Annotated in this window: 26 protein-coding genes; 9 read left to right on the top strand and 17 right to left on the bottom strand. The window is 46.9% G+C overall.

Annotated features, from left to right (window positions below):
• Positions 1-78 precede the first annotated feature (78 nt).
• Complete coding sequence (locus tag ITJ88_RS06100) at positions 79-759, bottom strand: NAD(P)H-dependent oxidoreductase (protein WP_195864970.1); 681 nt, start codon at positions 757-759, stop codon at positions 79-81.
• A gap of 119 nt (positions 760-878) precedes the next feature.
• Here ITJ88_RS06100 and ITJ88_RS06095 point away from each other — a divergent pair, with 119 nt between their 5' ends.
• Entirely contained in the window at positions 879-1250 is a 372-nt protein-coding gene (locus tag ITJ88_RS06095; RefSeq protein ID WP_195864969.1) for a winged helix-turn-helix transcriptional regulator, read from the top strand.
• The gene (locus tag ITJ88_RS06090) at positions 1247-1705 is read left to right on the top strand and encodes a VOC family protein (RefSeq protein ID WP_195864968.1); all 459 of its coding nucleotides are present in this window, start codon (positions 1247-1249) and stop codon (positions 1703-1705) included. The genes ITJ88_RS06095 and ITJ88_RS06090 overlap by 4 nt, the downstream gene beginning before the upstream one ends.
• Position 1706: 1 nt before the next feature.
• On the opposite strand, the gene ITJ88_RS06085 is transcribed toward ITJ88_RS06090, so the two are convergent.
• The 3 genes from ITJ88_RS06085 to ITJ88_RS06075 are packed head-to-tail and all read right to left on the bottom strand — an operon-like array spanning position 1707 to position 3536.
• Positions 1707-2330: a Type 1 glutamine amidotransferase-like domain-containing protein gene (locus ITJ88_RS06085; RefSeq protein WP_195864967.1), complete on the bottom strand. Its 624-nt coding sequence runs from the start codon at positions 2328-2330 to the stop codon at positions 1707-1709.
• 25 nt (positions 2331-2355) lie between these two features.
• Positions 2356-3114 carry an aminoglycoside phosphotransferase family protein gene (locus tag ITJ88_RS06080; protein ID WP_195864966.1) on the bottom strand — a complete coding sequence of 253 codons (759 nt, stop codon included), beginning with the start codon at positions 3112-3114 and terminating at the stop codon, positions 2356-2358.
• A complete protein-coding gene (locus ITJ88_RS06075; RefSeq protein WP_195864965.1) occupies positions 3111-3536 on the bottom strand; it encodes an Lrp/AsnC family transcriptional regulator in 426 nt (141 codons plus the stop codon). Before ITJ88_RS06075 ends, ITJ88_RS06080 begins: the two co-directional genes overlap by 4 nt.
• A 136-nt stretch (positions 3537-3672) precedes the next feature.
• Between ITJ88_RS06075 and ITJ88_RS06070 the strand changes: the two genes are divergently transcribed.
• On the top strand, positions 3673-3822 hold the full coding sequence (locus ITJ88_RS06070) for a DUF1272 domain-containing protein (RefSeq protein ID WP_195864964.1): 150 nt from the start codon (positions 3673-3675) through the stop codon (positions 3820-3822).
• Between the two features lie 35 nt (positions 3823-3857).
• Here ITJ88_RS06070 and ITJ88_RS06065 read toward each other — a convergent pair whose 3' ends face one another.
• A complete protein-coding gene (locus ITJ88_RS06065; RefSeq protein WP_047394648.1) occupies positions 3858-4322 on the bottom strand; it encodes a DUF4188 domain-containing protein in 465 nt (154 codons plus the stop codon).
• A gap of 1 nt (position 4323) precedes the next feature.
• Positions 4324-4860, bottom strand: a complete 537-nt coding sequence (locus ITJ88_RS06060; protein WP_195864963.1) for a PadR family transcriptional regulator — start codon at positions 4858-4860, stop codon at positions 4324-4326.
• Positions 4861-5007: 147 nt separating this feature from the next.
• Here ITJ88_RS06060 and ITJ88_RS06055 point away from each other — a divergent pair, with 147 nt between their 5' ends.
• Positions 5008-5280 carry a hypothetical protein gene (locus ITJ88_RS06055; protein ID WP_195864962.1) on the top strand — a complete coding sequence of 91 codons (273 nt, stop codon included), beginning with the start codon at positions 5008-5010 and terminating at the stop codon, positions 5278-5280.
• Between the two features lie 5 nt (positions 5281-5285).
• Here ITJ88_RS06055 and ITJ88_RS06050 read toward each other — a convergent pair whose 3' ends face one another.
• The gene (locus ITJ88_RS06050) at positions 5286-5843 is read right to left on the bottom strand and encodes a histidine phosphatase family protein (RefSeq protein ID WP_195864961.1); all 558 of its coding nucleotides are present in this window, start codon (positions 5841-5843) and stop codon (positions 5286-5288) included.
• Entirely contained in the window at positions 5840-6502 is a 663-nt protein-coding gene (locus ITJ88_RS06045; RefSeq protein ID WP_195864960.1) for a Type 1 glutamine amidotransferase-like domain-containing protein, read from the bottom strand. Before ITJ88_RS06045 ends, ITJ88_RS06050 begins: the two co-directional genes overlap by 4 nt.
• Before the next feature lie 162 nt (positions 6503-6664).
• Here ITJ88_RS06045 and ITJ88_RS06040 point away from each other — a divergent pair, with 162 nt between their 5' ends.
• Positions 6665-7372: a hypothetical protein gene (locus tag ITJ88_RS06040; protein ID WP_195864959.1), complete on the top strand. Its 708-nt coding sequence runs from the start codon at positions 6665-6667 to the stop codon at positions 7370-7372.
• Between the two features lie 10 nt (positions 7373-7382).
• Complete coding sequence (locus tag ITJ88_RS06035; RefSeq protein WP_195864958.1) at positions 7383-8087, top strand: AAA family ATPase; 705 nt, start codon at positions 7383-7385, stop codon at positions 8085-8087.
• A gap of 70 nt (positions 8088-8157) precedes the next feature.
• Here the strand turns inward: ITJ88_RS06035 and ITJ88_RS06030 are convergent, their stop codons facing one another.
• Entirely contained in the window at positions 8158-9024 is an 867-nt protein-coding gene (locus ITJ88_RS06030) for an NAD(P)-dependent oxidoreductase (protein WP_195864957.1), read from the bottom strand.
• Positions 9021-9554, bottom strand: coding sequence for an SRPBCC family protein (locus tag ITJ88_RS06025; RefSeq protein ID WP_195864956.1), 534 nt, complete (start codon positions 9552-9554; stop codon positions 9021-9023). Before ITJ88_RS06025 ends, ITJ88_RS06030 begins: the two co-directional genes overlap by 4 nt.
• Positions 9555-9717: 163 nt before the next feature.
• Here ITJ88_RS06025 and ITJ88_RS06020 point away from each other — a divergent pair, with 163 nt between their 5' ends.
• Positions 9718-10155 (top strand): MarR family winged helix-turn-helix transcriptional regulator, encoded by a 438-nt coding sequence (locus ITJ88_RS06020; protein WP_195864955.1) that lies wholly within the window; start codon positions 9718-9720, stop codon positions 10153-10155.
• A gap of 174 nt (positions 10156-10329) precedes the next feature.
• Here the strand turns inward: ITJ88_RS06020 and ITJ88_RS06015 are convergent, their stop codons facing one another.
• From ITJ88_RS06015 to ITJ88_RS06005, 3 genes are all read right to left on the bottom strand, one after another.
• Positions 10330-10740 (bottom strand): SRPBCC family protein, encoded by a 411-nt coding sequence (locus tag ITJ88_RS06015; RefSeq protein ID WP_195864954.1) that lies wholly within the window; start codon positions 10738-10740, stop codon positions 10330-10332.
• Between the two features lie 86 nt (positions 10741-10826).
• The gene (locus ITJ88_RS06010; RefSeq protein WP_058264948.1) at positions 10827-11045 is read right to left on the bottom strand and encodes a hypothetical protein; all 219 of its coding nucleotides are present in this window, start codon (positions 11043-11045) and stop codon (positions 10827-10829) included.
• Entirely contained in the window at positions 11042-12328 is a 1287-nt protein-coding gene (locus tag ITJ88_RS06005; protein WP_195864953.1) for a right-handed parallel beta-helix repeat-containing protein, read from the bottom strand. The genes ITJ88_RS06010 and ITJ88_RS06005 overlap by 4 nt, the downstream gene beginning before the upstream one ends.
• Positions 12329-12445: 117 nt before the next feature.
• Between ITJ88_RS06005 and ITJ88_RS06000 the strand changes: the two genes are divergently transcribed.
• Complete coding sequence (locus ITJ88_RS06000; RefSeq protein ID WP_195864952.1) at positions 12446-13024, top strand: hypothetical protein; 579 nt, start codon at positions 12446-12448, stop codon at positions 13022-13024.
• A 35-nt stretch (positions 13025-13059) separates the two neighbouring features.
• Here the strand turns inward: ITJ88_RS06000 and ITJ88_RS05995 are convergent, their stop codons facing one another.
• Positions 13060-13674, bottom strand: a complete 615-nt coding sequence (locus ITJ88_RS05995) for a histidine phosphatase family protein (RefSeq protein ID WP_195864951.1) — start codon at positions 13672-13674, stop codon at positions 13060-13062.
• A gap of 144 nt (positions 13675-13818) precedes the next feature.
• Here ITJ88_RS05995 and ITJ88_RS05990 point away from each other — a divergent pair, with 144 nt between their 5' ends.
• Entirely contained in the window at positions 13819-14694 is an 876-nt protein-coding gene (locus tag ITJ88_RS05990) for an alpha/beta hydrolase (RefSeq protein WP_195864950.1), read from the top strand.
• A gap of 274 nt (positions 14695-14968) precedes the next feature.
• On the opposite strand, the gene ITJ88_RS05985 is transcribed toward ITJ88_RS05990, so the two are convergent.
• Genes ITJ88_RS05985 through ITJ88_RS05975 form a run of 3 tightly spaced genes read right to left on the bottom strand, consistent with a single transcriptional unit; the run spans position 14969 to position 17182 of the window.
• Entirely contained in the window at positions 14969-15655 is a 687-nt protein-coding gene (locus ITJ88_RS05985; protein ID WP_195864949.1) for a hypothetical protein, read from the bottom strand.
• A 20-nt stretch (positions 15656-15675) separates the two neighbouring features.
• Entirely contained in the window at positions 15676-16206 is a 531-nt protein-coding gene (locus ITJ88_RS05980) for a nucleotidyltransferase family protein (RefSeq protein WP_370567765.1), read from the bottom strand.
• On the bottom strand, positions 16196-17182 hold the full coding sequence (locus ITJ88_RS05975) for a quinone oxidoreductase family protein (protein WP_195864947.1): 987 nt from the start codon (positions 17180-17182) through the stop codon (positions 16196-16198). The genes ITJ88_RS05980 and ITJ88_RS05975 overlap by 11 nt, the downstream gene beginning before the upstream one ends.
• Between the last annotated feature and the right edge of the window lie 26 nt (positions 17183-17208).

Here is a 17208-nt window from a genome sequence, read left to right as displayed (position 1 = left end):
AGTAAATAAAAAACTGAGCCGAAGAAAAATTTCGGCTCAGATGGGATGAATCACATAGTTTTTAAAATAGCTTGAATATTAGACCCAATCAACGAGATCAGTGATGGCTTGACGCGTTTGCGGGTGCGCCGGTGCTGCATTTCGATAACCGAATGCTGCCATGACCGCGACATTCAGATTGTCTGTCAAATGTCCTTCTTCACGTAACAGCTGTTCGATGGCTTGTTGGTCGAATCCTTCGATTGGACACGAATCAATCCCGATTTGTGCCGCACTCGTCATCATGTTGCCGAGCGCAATGTACGTTTGTTTTGCCGACCAATCCCGCATGGTCCGCTCTGATGCCAACAGATTGAAGTCGGATTCTTGGAATTGACGATAAAATGAATGCCGACCTTTCTGTGCTTCAGGCGTTAATCCGATCACGTCCTGCATCATATGGTTGATGTAAGGCGCATCAAAATGCATGTCCTGTTCATTTCGAGCCAAGAGGATGACGAAGTGGCTCGCTGTCTCAAGTTGTCCGGCAGCGCCCCACGCAAACGGTGCAAGACGCGCACGAAGTGACTCATCTTGAATGACGAGAAAGCGCCACGGTTCGTAGCCAAACGATGACGGTGAAAGACGCCCCGTTTCGAGAATGAAGGCAAAATCATCTTCCGGAATCTGTTTGTCCGCAAATCGTTTTGTCGCGTGACGGAAGGCGAATGCCTCGAGAATCTGTTGTTTTCGTAAATCGGTAGTCGTTTTAGTTAACATGTTCTAGCCTCATTTCGTATGATAGTGACATCTGAAGTGTATGTCGCTTCCTAACAAGCGACAAGTACGCACTTTGAAGTGACATACTATCAATCATGTAACTAAAGGAGACGATCCACATGCAAATCGAAGACAGTTGTGTCTTTCTGAATACCTATTCTTGCGCGACGGCAGCGACGGTTGAAGTGATCGGTGGAAAATGGAAAGCCATCCTGATCTATCAATTGCTTGACGGTCCGCTTCGCTTTTCAGAACTATTGAAGACCTCCGAATCCATTAGTCCGCGTATCTTGACCTTACAATTACGAGAACTCGAGTACGATGGGCTGATCCAACGTGTGACATACGCAGAAGTGCCACCTCGGGTCGAATATTCGCTTACCTCACTCGGTGAGACCCTTCGTCCACTCGTCCTGATGATGAAACAATGGGCGACCGAACACATGTCTAGCGTGCTCGAACATCGTGCTACAGGAGAACTCGTTCGATGACGTTCTCACTATATGAAGCGCATCTACCGGTAACTGATTTACATCGATCGATTGTATTTTACGAATCACTCGGATTGACCTTTGATCATACCGTTGACGATCGAATCGCATTCTTATGGATTGAACCCGGAAAAAGCTGGATTGGACTTTGGCTTAGCGAGCACGCGAACACACCGTATCATCCTTCCATCCGACACATCGCTTTAACTGTCGATATCGACTTTTTACGGAATGCTCCGGGTTGGCTGCGCGAGCGTCAAATCGAACCACGCGCTGCATTTGGATTTGGACCAGATGAGCCCTTCGTGATGACACATACGGAATACGCCCATGCCAAATTGCATTTCAATGATCCGGATGGCAATAGTCTTGAATTCATCTGTCACTTACCGAATCCGAAACGACTATCGAAGAAGATGACACTCCTAGAGTTCGAGACGCTAACGTTCACTTAATCTAATGTCCATACAACGCGTGTCCTTCTCCTAATCGATAGTGATTTGTCCCAGAAAGAATATACGCCGTATCATCAGGTAATCCGATCGCGTGATCCATTTGAGGCAGATGTTCCTGAAAACGGGTTGCCCGTTTTTCCTGGTTCAAGTGCGGACAAAGACAACCGCTCAGCCAGCCTCGCCCCGTATCCAGGCAATAGTCCGTTCCGTCCTCACTCGCACGGATCCCGTATTCCATCGCATAGATCGCTCCAGCACTGACACCGACGTACCATGTTCCACGCTTAACGGCTTGTTCAAGCAATAGATCCATGCCTTTTAGAGCAAGCGTCTGAACGAGTAACGGATAATTGCCACCCCCGACATAAAGAATATCGGCACGTTCTATTAATCGTCGTTGCGTTGCCATGGATTGTTTGTCGTCAAACAGCGTGACGACCGAGACGATCGCGCCAAGTGCTTCATATGTATCTCGAAATTGGTGTTGGTATAACGATTCATCCCGACTTGCTGTCGGCAGGAAGACGATATGTGGCGCGTGTTTCGTCAGTTGAAAAACATGTCGATTGATGAATTGATGAGACGGAGCAACCAGTTGACCGCCTCCGATTAGCATAAGGTTCATCTTTTTTCTCCTTTGCAACGACTTTTTAGAAAAAGGAATACAGTCCGTGTTCATAATAATCAAATTCTCGTTTAGTCAGTCGCTCGAAACGGTAGCCTTCGTAAAAGGCATCAAGGGCTCGCGGATCATCGATGATTGGTCTGATCGCAAGAGCGATGTCATACCGCCGATCACCCGGTCTCATCGCCCCGACATCAATGAACGAAAGTGTTCCGTCCGTCGCGACCAACAGATTGTCCGTCGTACAGTCTCCATGAATCCAACTGGCAGTTATCGGATCCGGACAGGAGGACTTTAATCGTTTCAGTAAATCCAACGTACCGGACGTCCAAGCAGATGCGACATAACGTTCTGCTGTCATAAGTCGTTCCGTTAACCACTCCTGTGACGTTCCCCCTGTCGTGCGTTGATGAAACTGGAAAAGATACGTTCCGAACGCTTGCCACAGCTGAATCCGTTGCTCGCTTGCCGCCTGTCTTAAGGCTGTCGTCAACGTCATCCCGTCTCGCCACTGCATCAAGAGATGGCTTTGCTGTTCCGTCTTAAAAAAACCAACGTACTCAGGTAGGAACCCTGGTTCTCGTTGCATCCATTCTTCTAAGACAATTGCTTCTTCTGCGAGCCATTCTTGGTATCTCGCTTCCGTAGCAGTCTTTAGTAAGTAACTCCCTTTCTTTGCTTCAATCCGGTACACAATCGAAGTTCCTCCTTGCTCACCAAGCTTTTCGACGTGCTCGATATCCCCCGTCAGTTGTTCGATCCGTACACGTGTCGCTTCCGTCATATCGTATATCCCGTGAACGGCACCGGTGTCGAGAGTCGAATCCAGGTCGACGGTTTCCCGTAGACCGATGCGTCATCAAGAAAATGTTCTAGTGTTGCAACGGACGCCGTTTGCAACTTGACCATGAAGTTATAGCTACCGGTCAGCCGGTGACACTCGACGACTTCTGGATGTCCTTTGCAAAATTCAATTAAGCCTGCGCAGCGTGTCTCTTCGAACATGACGACGGCGAGTAACCCTTGCGCGAGTGCTTCCGGATTTATGACAGCGCGGAATCCTTCGATGATTCCTGAGTCCTCCATTTTTCGGACCCGTTCGATGACGGCAGGTGCCGATAACCCGATCTGTCGTCCGAGTTCCGACCACGGGATACGGGCATCGTCTTGCAGAATCCGGACAATCTGTTGATCAATTTGGTCCATTTTTCATCTCCCCTTCGAATTAAATCCACTTTCTTCAAATTAACATGGAATCAAAGGGAAATATAGCCTTTCACTATGTTCTCCTACTGTGCTCATCAAAATGCTTTTCTTATACTAATTACAGGAGGTGATACATATGGAATCAACCTGTGTCCGGTGTCAAGAAACGATTGAAACGACGGTCTATCAGTGCTCGCATGCTTGTACGTTTTGCGAACCGTGTACGAAAACGCTCGATCATATTTGCCAAAACTGCGGGGAGATGCTCGAACCCGTCGCGACATAAAAAGACGGATGCCTCGGCACCCGTCTTTTGTCTATTTAGATCGTCTCTTGTGATTGCCGCTCGGCTAAGCGCCCTTTTGCTTGTTCTTGATGCGGCTTGATCGCCGACTCCCCGAGTGCTTTCGCTAGACCTCGTGTTGGAAGATTGACATACATCGACTCATAGTTGCTGACTTCGAACGTCTCATGGAAGATCCCGACCGCTTCTGATGTCCGTGCCTTCTGATTGAATCGTTTCCACGCCGTCAAATGACGGGAACCGTGGGCATATGCCATCAATTCTTCCGTCGAACGCCAATATTGAATCAACGTCACGGAACGCCAACCGACAAGTGACTCATGCGAAATCAGACCGACATCGTTTGCATAACACTCTTGTAGCATCGGTCCCATCGCCTGGACCGTCGGCAACCATTGCCGGACGGAACGTAAGCGATTGATTCGTAAACCGATGATGAACACGACGACGTCTTTGTTCGGAGTCGCAATGATCCGTTTCATGTCAATTTCCTCCTTCAAGGGTCTCAAGGGAAGCGTCACACCAATCGAGTAACGCCCGTGTCTTCCGAATACCATAATCAAGCGTCAATAACCAATAGACGGCATCATTCGAGTCCGGATAAGAACGAATCATCGCATCGATTGCTTGATACGTCTCAAACCGTTCTTCGAGCAATCGCGCGTGCTCCTGAATTTTCTGCAAGGTGACCTCTTTTGAAGCATGTCGAGCGAAGTACAACTTCAACAACAGGTCGTTCCGTTGCACCGGCAGTTCGACGGACGGTTCAGCGACCCATCGCGCAAGCTCCGCATGCCCGTTTTCCGTCAGGGCGAATTGTTTCCGTTCCCCATCCGTGACCTCTTCAACAATCAATCCTTCCGCTTCTAACCGTTTCAGCGTCGGATAGACTTGTCCGAAGCTGATTTTCCAAAAGTGATTCAAGCTCGTATCGATCGTGTGTTTCATCTCATAACCAGACGTACATCCGCTTGCAAGAAGTCCGAGAATCGCATAACGGGTCATGTTTTCTTTTGGCATCGGTCCCTCCTATATCTAAAAGATACTATCTTTTAGATATAGTTCCCGTTCATACAAATGCCAAACAGGAAATTTACTGGATGAAGCAGGAGTTATCATTTTAAATCCGAATTCTTGTTTACATACTTAATTAAAAGGAGTTCTCATATGACATACGCTAAAGCTTCTATCTTCTTTAGTTTGCTCGGTCTGCTCATCGCCTATATGATTTTCCCACCGCTCAACTGGGCGTTCGGACCGAACTCGATGCTTACGATCCCAATCGGACTTGTCATTTATCTTTTTGGAATCGGACTCGGGATCGTCGCGATCAAACGACGCGAACCGGGAATTCTCAAATACGTTAGTCTCGCCTGTGCCGTTCCGCTTGGTGTGTTACTACTGCTCTTTCTCGGTTTCATCTTCAGCGGGCAGATTTAATCATTTTACAAGAGTTGTTCATGAGACGTTTTCCCGCCTGCATCGAACGTCAGTTGATGGATTGCTGGACTCCCCATCGCGCCCAGCCACTCATTTGCCGATCGTCCAGTGTAGTGTTCGAGCACTAATGCCAACACGAGACCATGCGTCGCGACGACCAATCGGTGGTGCGGGTGGGTTTTACGTAGCTGATCGATGGCTACTAGAGCACGATTGCGTGCTATTTGATTCGACTCTCCACCTTTTTGCGCGTAATCGTCATTTTGGAATGATCGCTTCAACAGTTCTTCTAGCCGTTTAGGTGATAAACGTTCGTCTGTTTCCTGAAAACACCGTTCCTGAAACGCTGCCTCGTAGATCGGCAAACCTCGTTGCTCAGCAAGTGGGCGAACGGAGTCTATCGCCCGTCGCATCGGACTCGAGTAGATGGCGTCAATCGGTATCTCTTTAAAGAACGCCACTAGTTCCTGTGCTTGTTCTTGACCTGCATCCGTTAATCCCCGCCCTCGATCACTGCCTGTTTTGATCGATTCGCAATGGCGAATGAAATAGAGTGTCCTCATCGCAACTGGACCCACGTTCCTTCAGAAATCACGTCTACGTTCGAACCGATGACACGGATCGCTGTCGCGTCGTCGATCGCGTAAGCTGGATTCGTCAATGTCTCAGCCCATGATTCGGCAGCTTGTAAGTGATTATCTGGTAACTGCGGATGATCGAGATGCGGGAAGATTGAAAAATCAACGAGACCTAATGTTGCGTCCGATTGCTCCGGCGTCTTTTTCCACCCAACGAAATCCGTTCCGATTCGTGGCGTCAGCACCATGCTACCGGCGCTCATCCCGACATAGACCCCTGTCAAATTTGGTAACATGCGATCAAAACCCGATTCGACGAACCAGTGATATAGAAAGAGTGGATCACCACCATTAACGAGAATGACATCCGCTTGTTCGACCGCTGGTTGCCAAATTGCTGGATCAATTACCGAGACCGCTGATAATTCCAACAGACCGACTGACTTCCATCCTAAATCAACCATCGGTGCCTCATCTTTTCCTTGAATGAAGTTGACAGCGAGATCCGTTCCTCTGCCTAATGCGTAGGAAGCTGTTGTGATCGCGATGGCATTGCATTCCTCAATCGGTTTTCTGAGCATCTCGCGTAACGCGTTGTGAATCGATGGATTTTGTACCCCACCTGAAGTTAATAGATAGTCCATCGTGACACCTCCTGTTCTTTGCTTCAGTTTACAATATTTGTACGTTTCTGGTATTCTTACTTTTATTAACAACTTACTTCATCAGGAACTTTTCTCCATTTTCTTTCGTATCAAAACATACAGGCTCATATTTTGACCAATTTTTGTGAACGGGAGGCACATATGTATTCGATTCCTAGCTACTTCATACTCTACTTAAAAATCATGCTGACGGATAAGATTCCGGTCTTTTGGTCGTTGATTTTCCCGTTGATTCTCGCCTTTGTCTTCGGATCACGCCTCGACTTCACCGAGAACAGTTTCCTCTCGTTCCTCGCGCTCTTTTGGGGCTATATCTTGCTCTCGATTTACGTGAACAGTATCGGACTCCAACTTGCCCGGATGCGGGAGCATGGTTTGATGAAGACGTATATCATGATTTCCGGTAGTAAGATTGGTTGTATTCTCGCACTCGTACTCGTTCAGCTCGTGTTTGCAGCCGTTAGTTTGACGGTCTTTACGACGATCCTGATGCTCGTATTCGGCTTCTTCTCACCTTTGACGTTGTTACTCGCTTATCTCGTCTTGTTGCTCAGCATCCCGCTTGCTTTTGCAAGCATTGCCTTGACAATGCTTCCAGCAAAGATTTCGAGTATGTCGACATTAATCAACATCGTCATGTATCCCCTGTTCTTGTTCGCGAATAGCCAACCGGATCGCTGGTACAGTTACTTGAATCCTTTTTATGTCATGAAAACACTTGGTCTCGCCGTCTCTGAGCACGTTACGGGAGCATCGTTACTTATCTTGACCGTCGTACTCGTCGTTTATCTTTTACTTGGTCTATTCTCTGTCAAACGCTTTAATCTCATGTCATTACTGACCCGATAGGAGGATTCAGATGCACGTTCAACACGTACGCTTCAACTATCCGAAATCACCTGATCTGTTACACGATGTCTCCTTTTCGCTCATTCCCGGGAAACTGAACGTCTTGATCGGGATGAACGGTGCCGGGAAAACGACACTGTTTGATTGCATGACTGGTGCCTTACCGATCACGTCCGGAAAACTGGACTTACCTGATATCTCGGACATACTCTATTTGACGCAATTCATCTATTACTCGGATGAACTAAAGGGCAAGGATGTCGCCGTCTTCGTCGGTCGGCTCGCTCGTTTGAAAGCATATCGCAAGCAAGAGACGTATACGCGTCATCTGAAACAGCCACGAGAGCTCGATTTATTCGCTCATCTGTGGGAAATGAAAATCGGTAAGATGTCCGCTGGCGAAAAGAAATGGTTGTTCGTCACCCTGTTGACGACAGTACCACGTTCGCTCTACATCTTTGACGAGCCGACGAGCGGGGTCGACCCGGCTACACGGCTTCATATCATGCGACGCTTTGAGCAGATGACAGCAAACGGTCAAACGTGCCTCTTCTCGACGCATCAATTACACGATCTATTGCATACCGATGCCCATGTCATCTTCCTTCATCAAGGTCGTATTTTGTACGAAGGTGACTTCAAGGATTGGTTGAACCGATTCGAGACGACGGATCCGGACGTCGCGTTCGTCCAAATGCTAGAACTAGCAGGGTAATCAAAAATCCTCATTTCGAAATCGAAATGAGGATTTTTAAAATTAAGCCTTCTTTTGATAAAGGTTTGCTTTATTTGTTTTTTAAATACTTATAAATAGCAGCCATGTCCATATCGGCATAACCCGATTGTTTAGCCTGTGCATACTGTTTGTGCACTTCTTCAGCAAGTGGACTCACACTTCCGAATCGACTCAACATTTCGTCCCGAATTAACCCCAAATCTTTCTCCATTAAATAAAGTGGAAATGCACTAGGAAACTCTTCAGATCGATACATTTCTTTTTTCCCCTGATAAAGTGGTGAGTTCATGCCTGAAGCAGAGATCATAGATAATACTTTATCTTGAGGTAATCCAAACGATTCTCCTAGCAAAATGGTTTCTGCTAAGGCAGACCCCATGATCCCTAGCAACAAGTTGATTGTTAATTTCGCAGCACTTCCCGTTCCCAGATCACCAAAATGGATGAGCTCTTTCCCGAGAATGTTCAAGTAATCTACTGAAGCGTCAATGACTTGAGCATCTCCACCTAGTAGTAAAACCAATTGTCCGTTCACAGCGGCGCCTACCGATCCAGAGACAGGAGATTCTAAATATGTTGCCCCTTTCTCTATCATCTTGTTTGCTATATCGATAGTTTCTGTTGGCGAAATCGTACTCAAGTTAATAAACGTTTTATCTTGAATATCAGTAGAAAAAATCCCATGCTCACCGTATAAAATAGATTGAATCGCCTTTTCATCTGACACCATCACAAATATGATGTCACTTTTTTGGACGAGATCAGCCGGATTATCTACAACTGTCGCACCTTGATTGGTGAAATTATCCGCTTTGCTTTTTGTTCGATTATAGACGATCACATCATGTCCACGATTTAATAGACGCTGTGCCATCGGCGCTCCCATATGTCCTAATCCGATCCAACCAATCGTCATTTCGCTTCTCCTACTTGATGTTGCTCCTGGCTTGTACGAATCAGACCATCAATCCATTCTTGATGTCCATTGATCATTGGATTTGGTTTTTCGATTGCCATCGCTTTTGCAGCCGCACCATTTTGCGTTTCTTGTGTCAACACACGCACACGACCTTCCGAAAGATTTTCGATGAGCCACGCATGATGCACATGTAGCATATCTTCTGCTTCAGACCCTTCTTCCCATCCGTGCCAAGCCAAGCGACCTGGAGTCGTCTCTGTAGGAAGAACACATTCCACTACTTCTGCTTCAATCGGAAAGCCAAACGTCGTGAAGCGGAAGCGACTTCCTAACTCTAAGTGTGATCCGGGACTAGCATCTAAAAAGCGAATATCCGCTACATTCTCATAATACGATTCCCACACGCTTGTATCCTGTAAGTTAGCCCATACTTGCTCCGCTGTAAGGTTTGACACAATTGTTTCGTTCGAAGCAAAGTTATCCGTTTTTCCTGGAAGATACCCTGCCGGCCATAAGATTTCATTCATTTATATCGTCTCCTTTTTTTAATGAATCGTAAGATTAGTACGTTCGAAAATTATATTACATTCAATTGCGTGTACATGCAACTGTTTTGTTTTTTTATTTTTTCGTATTTCGTGTTATGTTGATGCATATAGTTTGTTATAAATATGAAAGCGGTGGATTTACATGTCAAAATCTTTAAGCCAATCATTAAATAGCTGTTTATTTTTCTCGGTAAAAAAACTAGATCGCATCTTAGATAAAATTGCGGAAGAGGCGTTTCGCGAGACAGGAGTTGCGCCTACCTATGGCTTCATCCTTTTAGCACTTGCTGAAACGCCAGGTATGTCTCAAAAAGAGATTGCCGAGCTACTTCATACTGCGCCTTCAACCATTGCGCGCTTCGTTCCTAAACTTGAGCAGAAGGGGCTACTCCGTATTGAACAGTCCGGAAGAAATTCATTCGCTTATTTAACAGAATCCGGAGAACAACTCGTACTTCAAATTCAAAAAGCATGGGATTCTCTACATGAAAAATTCTCGGAAGTACTTGGAGAAGAAGAACACGATGTAATGGCACGTAAGGTCAGTAAAATTGGTGACGAATTTTCATCTGCTCCATAACTCACTTTTGTCCCTACTTTTACTTTTTCTTACAAATTAGGTGTAGTTCATTCAAACTACACGAAAAGGAATCGTTCATCCTAAGGTTTTTTGAATAACAATTAATTAATGCCGTTCCACGTCGCTTAGTAATCACACAGGACTACTAATGCATCGGTGAAACGGCACATGTTCTTACTTCGACTCAGCATACGCCTTGAACCGATCAAGGATCGCCTGCCAACCCGCTTGTTGCATCTCAGGCGGGTTGATTGTTTCGGCATCAAACGATTCGACGACTTCGGTCTGTTGCCCGTTCCGAGAGAAGTCGATCGTCACCTGGCGACCATCTTCGAGGACATACGCAATGCGTTCGTAAGGAACGATTGCTTCATATGTACCCGTGAAATCAAATCCCATGCTACCGTCTTTTGCTTCCATTCGATTCGTGAATTGACCACCGACCGTCAAATCATTCGTTGACGCCGTCGTATGCCAATCGTCAGACGCTGCGTTCCAGCGTTTGATGTCTTCCGGTGCATTCCAGATCTCCCACACGGTCTCGACCGGACGGTCAATCACAGCTTGAATCGTTAGTTTCGTCATCTTTCTTCCTCCTTACTAATTGAAGTTCCCTCCCTATTTCGAGGACGATTAAATGAATTCCTTGTTATTATCGATTAATTCAGGTGTTATTTTGAACGCTTTGTTTTCCATAACACAAACAATAGAATCGCCGGAACGAGGCAGATGATTGCATCGGTAACGGTCGGCAGTCGTAACGCCGGACTGGTTAAAAACCGAACGCCTTCCACTGTCCAAATCGTTAACATTAAGGCGGTCAACGCTGCAAGCCGCCAGCGTCTCGGAATCCGAATCCAGTAAGCGAGGAGTCGTTCCGATAACTTCATCTTCCTTCCACCTTCCGGACCGCTTTCAGAAAGCTTCGTTCCGTTTTATAGGAGGCGTCGCGCCACATGAAACGTTTTGTATGCTTGAACGTATTTTTTTCAAACTGATTACCAGAACTCGTCTTGAAGTAATGGGCGACACTTAACGAACCATCGAATGTGTTCCCGATGATTTTGTTGTCATGGACATCATGCTGGACGAGCAATTGACCACCCTCGAGTCCTTTCGTATCATTGCCGATCAGCTGATTTTGCTCGATCCGGACACGTTTTGTACCGCCCCGCTTCGTGTCATACCCACCAATCGCAATTCCGGTGTAGACATTTTGCCGTACCTCATTCTGGCGGACGATGATATCTTCTGCGTACCGTCCGGCATGTTCACTCGTCACTTCAATCCCGATATCACTCGCTTCGACGAGATTCTTCTCAATCGTCAAATTCTTCCCACCATCGACATAGATACCGGCTGCGCTGTATTCCTTCCCGTAAGCAGGATTGCCGTAGCTCGACGTCCGGTAGACACGATTTTCCGACACGACGCCCTCACGGACGTAGTCGTCCTTTTTAGACTGAGCAATCCCTTCGTGTCCGATCAAATCAATGCCGATGTTGTCGTTATCCCGTACGACGTTCTTCGTCACCCGGAAATGTTTGACGTTTCCGTTTAAGACGAGGGCTTCGCTGAAACCGAGACGATTTTGCTCGACTCGGTTGCCGGAAATCGTCAGGTGACGAATCGCTCCCGTTCCGTAAACGGCGATGCCGTGTGCATTCCCATCTTTCGCGAGCGTCTTGATGTCGCGAACCGTATTGTTCTTCAACGTGATGTAGGATCCTGATCCCGTGACCAAAATGCCAATCGGTGTCGCGTCCGTTCGTTTCGACTGAACGGCTTCGATCGTCAGTCCTTCGATTGTCACATATTTTCGATCCTTAATCTGTATGATCGGTAAGGTTGCGTCCCGATCTTTGATGTTTTTTCCGCTTAACGTGACCTGCTCGTCTTGATAGTTTCGAAAGGTGATCGGGCGTTCTTTCGTTCCGTTCTGTCTAACGTTCAGCTTCTCGTGATACGTTCCTTTTCGCAAGTAGACCGTCGTACCGGCAGTCGCTTTTTGTGTCGCCTGTCGAATCGTTTTAAACGGATGCTTCAACGTGCCGGTATTTTTATCACTGCCGTTCGGTGCGACGTATAACGATTTTGCCGTCGATTCGGCCTCTTCACTTGTCGAGGCACAACCGACGAGCAGGACGGTTGCTAATAACCATTTGCCTTTCATGATTTCCTCCTTTATTTAGCAAGAACATTGTTGGTATAATCTAGGTAACATTTCTAATTTTTTGAATATTTCAATTTCATCTCGATTCATTATGACTATGGAAAAGAGGATCACGTCATGAAATACGCGCTTTTATTCACCCTTCCCTTCTTGCTTGCTGGTTGTGCAACGGAAGCAACCGTCCTTCCAAAAGAAACCGTCAAGATTAAGAAGTCTTCCTTTTCGATTACACCCTCTACCGAGAAGGACGAGTCGCAGCAACAGCGGACATTTTTCTTAACTGGTACACTCGATCGCCCGCTCCAACTCAAAGCGGTCCAATTTGACGATACAGAACCACCAGAGGTGCTGATCGACAAATCGATTCCTGCCGGTACATATGATCGCACACCGTTCCAGTTGACGTATGATTTGAACCTGCTCAAGGATTCGCATGCCTTCACCTATTCGCTTGATGCGAAGAATGGTATTCCTGAGACGAAAACGGTCTATACCTTACCTCAAAATGTCCAGACTGATAGCGGTCAATTCAATGATCAAAAACAGACGAATGTTTCGTTCTACCCCTTACTCCTCAAACGCTATACGACAGGAGAATCGATCATCGGTCGCTCGATTGACACGTTATCCTCTCCTCACCTAAAGGTCAGAAAACAAGAAGGCGCAATTTTGATTTATTTGACGAAATCACGATAAGGAGAACGGCGGACCGAGAAAAAGTCCGCCGTTTTTTAGTCCGCTATGACATGCGACATGTCAGCTTCTAATCGAATCACGGCTTCCCCATCCCTGTATTCAACGATCGTCAAACTCGTTCCATGAATGAACGGCGGATCCCATAATGTCGCGAACGGCTTTCGTTGAAGATATGTCAGCAAGATGTTAAGGAAGATGCCGTGGGTGACGATTAAGATGTTTTCGTCTTCTTCATGATCTGCCAGTCGTTCCAAAAACGATAGAATGCGCTCCCGGACCGCGTCAAAGGATTCTCCACTCTCTGGTATGTACGTATGCGGCGTTTGCCAAAACGCAGCATGAGCAAGCGGGTGTGCGACTTCAATTTCCGCCGCCGTCCGCCCTTCCCAGGCTCCCATGTGCATTTCACGCAATCGATCGTCGATGGTGACCGGAATCGCTGGATCGAGTTCCATCATTCGAACTGTTTCTCGGACGCGACCAATCGGACTGATGTAGAGATGATCCAGATGAACTTCACGTAAGCGGTGACCAAGGTCCCGCGCATTCTGTCTGCCCTTTGCTGTCAAGGGAGAGTCTTCCCAGCCTTGCATTCGTTTTTCGAGGTTCCATTCCGTCTCGCCATGACGCGTAATGTAAAGTGTTGGCATCTATTCCATCCTTTCGATTTCTAGTTTCTTTCAAAAGTGTATCAAACTCTGGCTGCTTTTTCCTGCAACTAGAGAAAACAAATCCAGAAGAGAAATTCACCAATCCGTTCGGTATGATGAAGATAGACCTAAAGGAGGAATTCGATGAATCGCCAAGAGATGATTGACCTTGCCAAACAAATCCGCTCGGATGAGGAACGTCCTCAAGTCACACCTCCTCATCCACCGCAAGCGACCACGACTACGCTACACGTGCCGACTTCAGTCGGAGATATCCGAGTGTTGTGCCACTCACCGCTTGATGCAGTAGAACCGCTACCTGGATTCATCAGTTTCCATGGTGGTGGCTTCATCACCGGAACGCCAGAGATGGATGAACCATGGAATCTGTTTCTCGCTGAGACCGCCAACTGTCATGTTCTGAATATTGAGTATCCGTTAGCGCCGGAACATCCATTTCCTGTTCCGGTCCACGTCGCCTATGAGGTCGTTCAGTGGATTTTCCAACACGCTGATACGTTACGCCTCGATGCTTCACGCATCGCAATCGGAGGGCATAGTGCCGGTGGCAATCTTGCGACTGCCGTATCGTTATGGAACGCTGAGCAGACAAATCCTGTTCCGCTCATCGCTCAAATCCTTGATTATCCTCCGCTTGATCTCGCAACAGATCCCGCGGATAAACCATTCTTCGAGGAAGCGATTCCCGCTGAACAGGCACGGCAGTTCAATGCGATGTACATCGCTCGTGCGGAAGACGCGTATCATCACCTCGCTTCGCCACTCTATGCAGCTCAACTTGATGCGTTACCACAGACGCTCGTCCTGACGGCGGAGCACGACTCGCTGGCGCAGGAGGCGCGGCAGTATGCGAAACGCCTTCAGGCGGCAGGTGTTGCTGTTGAGCACCAGGAATTCGCTGGTCAAGCTCATGCCTTCACACACCACGGTGATATAGACGCGGCACTTCAGGCTTGGCAACGCATTGCGGATTACCTCAAGTCCGTTTATCGTTCGTAAGTATAGGGGGAGTTGACTCAAAAGTCGGTTTCCATAAAGATAAGGGGGCAGAATGATGATCTGCCCCCTTATCGCGTAAATAAAGAATGACGCGTTTCACGCCACTCCTACAGGAAAAAGTGCATTGTTGCGCTGTCAGAGACAAATAAGACCCGCTTACCTGCTTGAATAAGGCAGGTAGGCTGGCTTGTGTCTCGCCTGAGGAAAGGGCGTGAAAAGACACGTCATTCTTTTTTTAAATCAGCCTCTTTGTCTATTCGGTCTGGTCAATTGTCTACTCGGTTAGAAGCAAGTCAATCGGACTGTCTGGTGATTTCTGAATCAACCGCATGGTTGTCTCTTCCGGTCGATCACTGACGATCCACATCACGTCTGTTCCGTTTTGGTAGGCAAGATTGAGCTGTTTCCCTTGCTTTTGAACGTGTACCTTCAATCCGTTGATGGTACGTACCCGTTTTCCAAATCGTACCGGAATCTGCTCACTTTTCAGTCGTGTCTCAATCACCGTGTAATGACGATTCGTGACAAGTTTCGTCGTCATTTTTTTCTTGTTTCCTTCCCACGCTAGGCTCCCTTCGATCGACTCGCCTTTCGTGGATTGATCCCGAATGAGATCCATCGAACTGCTCAACATCCAGTTCGACTTCTTTTCATAAATCATCAGCGAATCGTATCGTCCCTCGATGACGCTTGCTAGCAGTAAATTATAGTCACCGAATTTAGCGTCCACTCGGAAATCGTCTTGCTTTAACGTATAGGTGGACTTGTCACTCAAGTCATATTTAAACTGATGCTCGGCCGTCTCTACAGCAGTCGGATAAGAGCCACTGTCGAACAAACTCGTACCATCAACGTGAATCTTTTCTTTCACCTCGACATTCTTTTCCGGTGCGCACCCGCTGATACAGAGGAGTCCTACTAGTAGAAGCGGTATCGTTTTTTTATAACTGATTCGTTTCATCACATACGCTCCTTCTTGTTTCATGTACATACTTGTAGACCCGGGTCGTCTTGCCATCCTTTTTCAATTACTCGTCGCTGAAAAATCGAATGACGAGCGGTGCCGACTTGAAACGGTGGCGTCGGTCGAATGATCCGATCCGTAAAGTCACTTGCCCCGTATGGAAGGTAAAGTTCAAAATCTGGTCGTCTCGTCACGCCGATTGCTGTGACGGTCTCAGGAAACTGTGAAATCGCATCCGTTGCGGACTGATAAGGTGGTAATCCATTGACGAGATGCATTCGTGTTTGATTTTTAACAGACCACGGCAAATCCAATACTTTGCGTAACTGTTCTTCATGACGTTTTTCCGTGGCTTCCGAAAGATCAGTAGGATCGAAATAGACGATATCGATGTCCGATGTCGCCTGTCGTTCGACGTTCCAAATTTTCGAACGTAAGACACCGGCACAGATCCACCAATCAGGCAAGTGGAGTGTCGCTACCAACGCTAGCATCTCTTGTAACTCATGATCGTTTCGTAATCGCTGTTCAATTTCTTTATGATCCACACTCATCTCCTCCGATTCGTAGAACTATTTTCCCTTGATACTGTCGGGATTCCATCAACTGATGTGCCTCTTGCACATCTGATAGTTGAAACTCGTGAATCATCGGCATCTTCAATTTCTTATTTTCGAGTAGAAGCAGGATATGGGATGCAGCCCGTTTAATCCGATTTGGATCCAATTGACGCGTCGTTCCAAGGCTAAATCCACGAATCGTCCGGCAACTGGCATGGACATCAGTCGTCGAGAGTTCACCTGCTGATCCGCTACTGTTACCAAATTGTACGAGTGTCCCGTAATTAGCGAGACAATCAAGACTTTTTCGCGTTACGTGATCTGCGACAGAATCAAAAATGACATCCGCTCCCTTCCCATTCGTCAACAAAAGAACGTTTTCGGCAAAATCATCATATGTGAATACATGTTCCACACCAAACGATTGTACGTATTTTATTTTCTCACGATTTCCTACTGTTGCGATGAGTTGCTTCACACCCCTATGTAACGCAAGCTGAATCAATGCAGTGCCTACTCCACCTGCTGCACTATGAATAATGATTGTGTCGGTCGGCTTCACTTGACCAATTTCAGTCAGTAACATCTCGCTCAGAATTCCTACTGTAGTAAATAAGATTGCTTCCCGCAACGAGATCGATAGTGGGACTCGATATATGAGTCGCTCGTCCGCTCGAACGATTTCGGCATATGATCCGGTTTTTGCAAATGCCATGACACGATCGCCTACTTGAAATGCCGAATTTGGGTTAGAAGCTATTACAATGCCGGTTACGTCTAAACCAAGTACGAACGGAAACGTACCCGTTGCTTTTCCTCCTCGGCGTTGTTTTATATCAGCAAAATTCACACCCGCCCAAGCAACTCGAATCAAGACCTCTCCAGGGTTAAGTACTGGATCCAAACATTCATCTTGTTGAAGCACGTTAGCCTCTCCGTATGTATGTTGTATGATACGTCTCATCTTATTCCTCCTTATCATCCTTTCAT

The sequence above is a fragment of the Exiguobacterium abrahamii genome (assembly GCF_015645365.1).
In the GTDB taxonomy this organism is placed as follows: Bacteria; Bacillota; Bacilli; order Exiguobacteriales; family Exiguobacteriaceae; genus Exiguobacterium_A; species Exiguobacterium_A abrahamii.
The sequence above is the reverse complement of the archived record's forward strand: the minus strand, read 5'-3'. Positions and strand labels throughout refer to the sequence as shown.